This window comes from Streptomyces lateritius, from assembly GCF_014649715.1.
GTDB classification, from domain to species: Bacteria; Actinomycetota; Actinomycetes; order Streptomycetales; family Streptomycetaceae; genus Streptomyces; species Streptomyces lateritius.
In genome coordinates this window covers 251,138-255,444 of record NZ_BMTO01000011.1, presented here as the reverse complement: position 1 = coordinate 255,444, position 4,307 = coordinate 251,138, and the positions used below count along the sequence as shown (strand labels likewise).

Below are 4,307 nucleotides of genomic sequence, written 5' to 3'. Positions count from 1 at the left end.
CGGTCGAGGCCGTCGTACGTGTACGTACGGTCGCCCTCCTGGATCACGCGGTTGAAGGCGTCGGCCTTGACCGCGGTCGTCCTGCCGCCCTCGTCCGTGACCGCGCTCATCGTGCCGCGCGCGGTGTACGCGTACGTGTTGTGTCCGTCCGACGTGAGCCGGTTGCGGGCGTCGTACGTGTACGTGTCACCGCCCACGCGGGTCCGGTTGCCGGACGCGTCGTAGCCGTAGACCTCCGTCGCCGTCCCGTTGTTCCAGGAAGACAGGCGGTTGGCCCAGTCGTACGTGTACGTGTTCGTCGAGGAGCCCGCGAGACCCGTGGTCGTCTTCGACGTCTCGTTGCCGTTCGCGTCCCACCCGTAGGTGATCGACGCGAGTTCCTTTCCGGTGGGGGAGGTCAGCTTGTCGCTGACGATCCGCTGCAGGGCGTCGTAGGCGAATGCCCGCTTGGCCTTGCCGGTGCCGTAGTCGATCGACGTGACGTGGTTGTTGACGTCATAGCCGTAGGTCAGCGCGGTGCCGGTGGCGCCGTCGTTGACCGTCTTGAGCCGGCCCGCCGTGTCGTAGCCGTACGTCGACGTGCCCGACGCGTCGGTCCTCGTGGTCATCGCGCCGTCGCCGTTGTAGACAAAGGACGACGCGCCCGAGGGGCCCGACGTCGAGAGCAGCAGACCGCGGTCGTCGTAGGAGAAGGTGTTCTTCTCGTCCCCGGCGCCCGCGACGGCCGTGATGCGGTCGTCGGCGTCGTAGTCGTAGGTGTGGTCGACCGTGGTGGCCTCCGCACCCGTACCCGTCTGCCGGATCAGACGGCTCTTGGCGTCGTACTCCTGCTTGACGACCACACCGCCCGGGGAGCGCGTCTCCGTCGGACGTCCCGCCGCGTCGTACACCGTGGTGAACGTGCGGTCCGCGAGGTTCGGGTGCGTCGGAGTCGACGGTTCGATCGTCGACTCCGGCAGCCCCCACGCGTTGTACGTCGTGAGGAAGGGGTTGCCCCGCCCGTCGGTGAAGCGCGTCCGGTGGCCGGCCGCGTCATAGCCGAAGGTCGTGGTGATCGACTCGGTCGCCGAGACGGGCTGGACCGCCTTGATGACCTGACCCGTTGCATCCGTCGTGAAGGTGCTGGTGTGACCCAGGTAGTCGGTCAGCGACACCGGATTGCCGGCTCGGTCGTAGGTGGAGCTGCTGGTGCGCAGCACCGCCCCCGACGCGTCCAGGTCCTGGATCGACGTCAGCTGTCCGAACCCGTCGTACGTGTTCTTGGTGCTGGTGCCGTCCGGGTCCGTCGACGTGAGGACCTGGCCGTCCATGTCGTACGTGAACGTGGACTTGCCGCCGCTGGCGTTCGTCACCTCGGTGACCTCGCCCACGGCGTTGTACGCGTAGGCCCTCGTGACGCCGGTCGGCGACACGGTCCGGGACAGCTCGCCGCCCGGAGCGTTGTACTCGTTGATCGCCGTGAAGGCGCGCTGGGTCGGCTGGCGCACGATGTCCGTGCTGGTCAGTGGGCGGCCCAGGTAGTCCCAGGTGCTCTCCTGCCGGGCGCCGTTCGGCCGGGTGGCCGAGAGCTGGTCGCCGTTGGTGGTGTAGGTGTACTTCGTCGTACCGCCGCCGGGCTCTGTGACCGAGGCCAGGTCGCCGAGCTGCGTGTACGTGTAGGTGGTGCGGCCGCCCAGGGGGTCGACCTCGGCCGTGACCTGGCCAAGCCTGTTGTACTCGTTCCAGGCCGTGGCCTGGATCGCCGTCGTGCCACCCGGAGCGGTGTAGTTCGGCGAGGTCGTCGAGGACTCCTGGCCCTCGGCGTCGTACGCCGTCACCGTCACGTTGCCCAGCGGGTCGGACGACTCGGTCGGCTCGCCGAAGGTGTTGTAGCCCGTCATCGACACGGGGCGGACGGAGACCGGGGTCCCGCCGTTCTGCTCCGCGTTGATGGTCGGCTCGGTGACGCTGGTCTGCTGGCCGGCCTCGTCGTAGCCGTAGTCGGTGACAGCGCCGTTGGCGTTGGTCATCGACAGTGGCAGACCGCGCTGGTCCAGCTTCCAGGTGGTGGACCGGACGGAGCTGCCCGCTGCCGGAAGTGTGCCCCCGTGGACGGCGGCAGCCTGTGAGCCGGTGAGCGCCTGCGCGTACACCTGGATGTCGTCCAGGGCGCCCTTGTGGTACTCGCCGTAGGTCGTGCCGCCCTTGCGGCGGCCGATCTGCAGCGGGCCGGTGCCTTCCGAGGGGGTGCTGTATGCGGTCTCCTGGGCCAGCGTGCCGTTGACGTACAGGCGGATCTGGGCGGCCTCCGCGTCATAGACGCCGAGGAGGTGGGTCCAGGCTCCCGCCGTCACCGCCGCCGTGCCCGAGGAGGCGCGGACGAGACCTGCTCCGGCCTCCTCCTTGAGCGGCCGGTTGAAGGTCCATCCCAGTGCCGTGGAGTAGTACAGCTGGAAGACGCTTCCGTACACCCCGTCCTGCGCCAGCATGGAGTGGTTCACGGTGGTGTCGTCCAGCCGCACCCACGTCCCGACGGAGAAGCTGCCGCTGGTGTTCACCACCGGGCCGGTGGTGGTTCCGTACGAGCTCGATGTGCCGCCGAAGACGGCGGAACCGCCGCGCTCGGTCGAGCGCGTGACTCCGCTGGTCAGCGTGGCCTTGCTGTTGCCGCCTGAGGAGTCGCCGGCGGTCGTGCCACTGGCCTCGTCGAGCTTGTACCGGGCCACCGGAGCCGTCGTCCCGTCGTGGACCGTGGTTCCCGTGACGTTGCCCAGGTGGTCGTACCGGTTGTCCGTCGTGGAGACATCACCCGTCTTCGGGTCCGACTGCGTCGTCGAGACCACGTTGTCGTCCGGGTCGTAGGAGACCTTCGTCGTCCGGGCGAGCCCGGCCGGGTCGAGGACCGACGTCGTGGTGCGGTCGGCAGCGTCCACCGTGAAGGCGCTGGTGGTCCGGCCGTCGTTGGTCACCTGCTTGATCAGGTTGCCGGCGGCGTCGTAGGTGTTCGCCTGCTCCGTGAAGGACTTGCCCGTCTGCGGGTCCTTGCGGACCACGGTCGCGGCCAGGCCGTCGTCGGTGTAGGTGTACGCCGTGACATAGCCCATCGAGTCCGTGATGGACGCGAGCCGGCCGGCCGGGTCGTACGCCCGCGACTCCTGCACCAGAGTGGTGGGTGCCGACGGGTTGTTCGGGTCGCCGATGTGGTTCAGCAGGCTGGTGGTGAGCGGCCGCTTCTCCGCGTCGAAGGTGTAGGTGTTGACGTTCCCCGCGGGGTCCGTCTCCTTGACCTTGTTGCCGTAGGCGTCGTACTCGAACGACGTGGTGTCGCCGCCCGGGTCCGTCCTGGTCGCCAGCTGATTGTGCGCGTCGTACGTCATCGACGTCGTACGCGCCGCGTCCCCGCCCGTGAGGTCGGCGACGGTCTGGGACAGGATGTTGCCGTCCGCGTCGAACGCGGTCGTCGTCTTCGCCTGGTGCACCGCGCCGGTGACCCGGTTGGTGACCTTCGGCGCGGTTTCGGTGACGACCTGGTCGTTCTTGTCGTACGTCTGCGACGTGGTGATGCCCGCCGGGTTGGCGTCGTTCACCTCCGTCTTCGACACCTGGCGACCGAGGTTGTCGTACGTGTACTTCACCTTGGCGCCGTTGGCGTCGGTGATCTCCGCGAGGTCACCGTTGGCGTAGTACGTGTACGACGTCTTCTTGCCACCGGCCGTGACCACCTGCGCCACCAGGCCGGCCGGCGCCGTCGCGGTACCGCCCTCCGCCGCCACCGTGGTGGCGGTGGTGTACGTGGTGGAGGCCGTGCGACCGCTCGGGTGACCCGCTACCGGCGGGGTCGTCACCGAGAGGAGCTTGCCGCCCGTGTCGTAGCTGTAGCTCGTCAGGTAGGTGTTGTCCGTGGGGCCCGAGGAACGGCCGTCGCGCTCGGTGAGCACCAGGTCGTTGCGCAGGTCCATCGGCGGGAACGCGGTGGTCGCGTCCGGATAGTAGGTGTAGTACGCGGTCGAGCACTTGTTGGCCGCGGTGTCCTGGCAGGTGGTCTGGGAGACCGCGTTGCCTCGGACGTCGTGGCCGGTGATGGAGCGGTTTCCGTTGGCGTCGGTCACGGTGTGCAGGAAGCCGCCCGTGTCGTAGCCGTAGGTCGTCCGCTTGCCCTCGGAGTCGATCGCGGCGAGCAGGCGGTTGCCCATCTCCGCGTCGTACACGTAGGTCAGCGTCTTGTCGCTGGGGTTGGTCAGCTTGACGGTCCGCACCGGGGCGACACCGGAGGACGCCTTGTACGCGGACCAGTGCTGGGAGACATCGGCGTCGGTCAGGCCCTTGGA

At 68.7% G+C, this 4,307-nt stretch carries 1 protein-coding gene; it reads right to left on the bottom strand.

Features of this window, described 5'->3' with window-relative positions:
- Positions 1-4,307: LamG-like jellyroll fold domain-containing protein (locus IE136_RS23615; RefSeq protein ID WP_308432451.1), on the bottom strand; the 4,307-nt coding region annotated here is incomplete at both ends.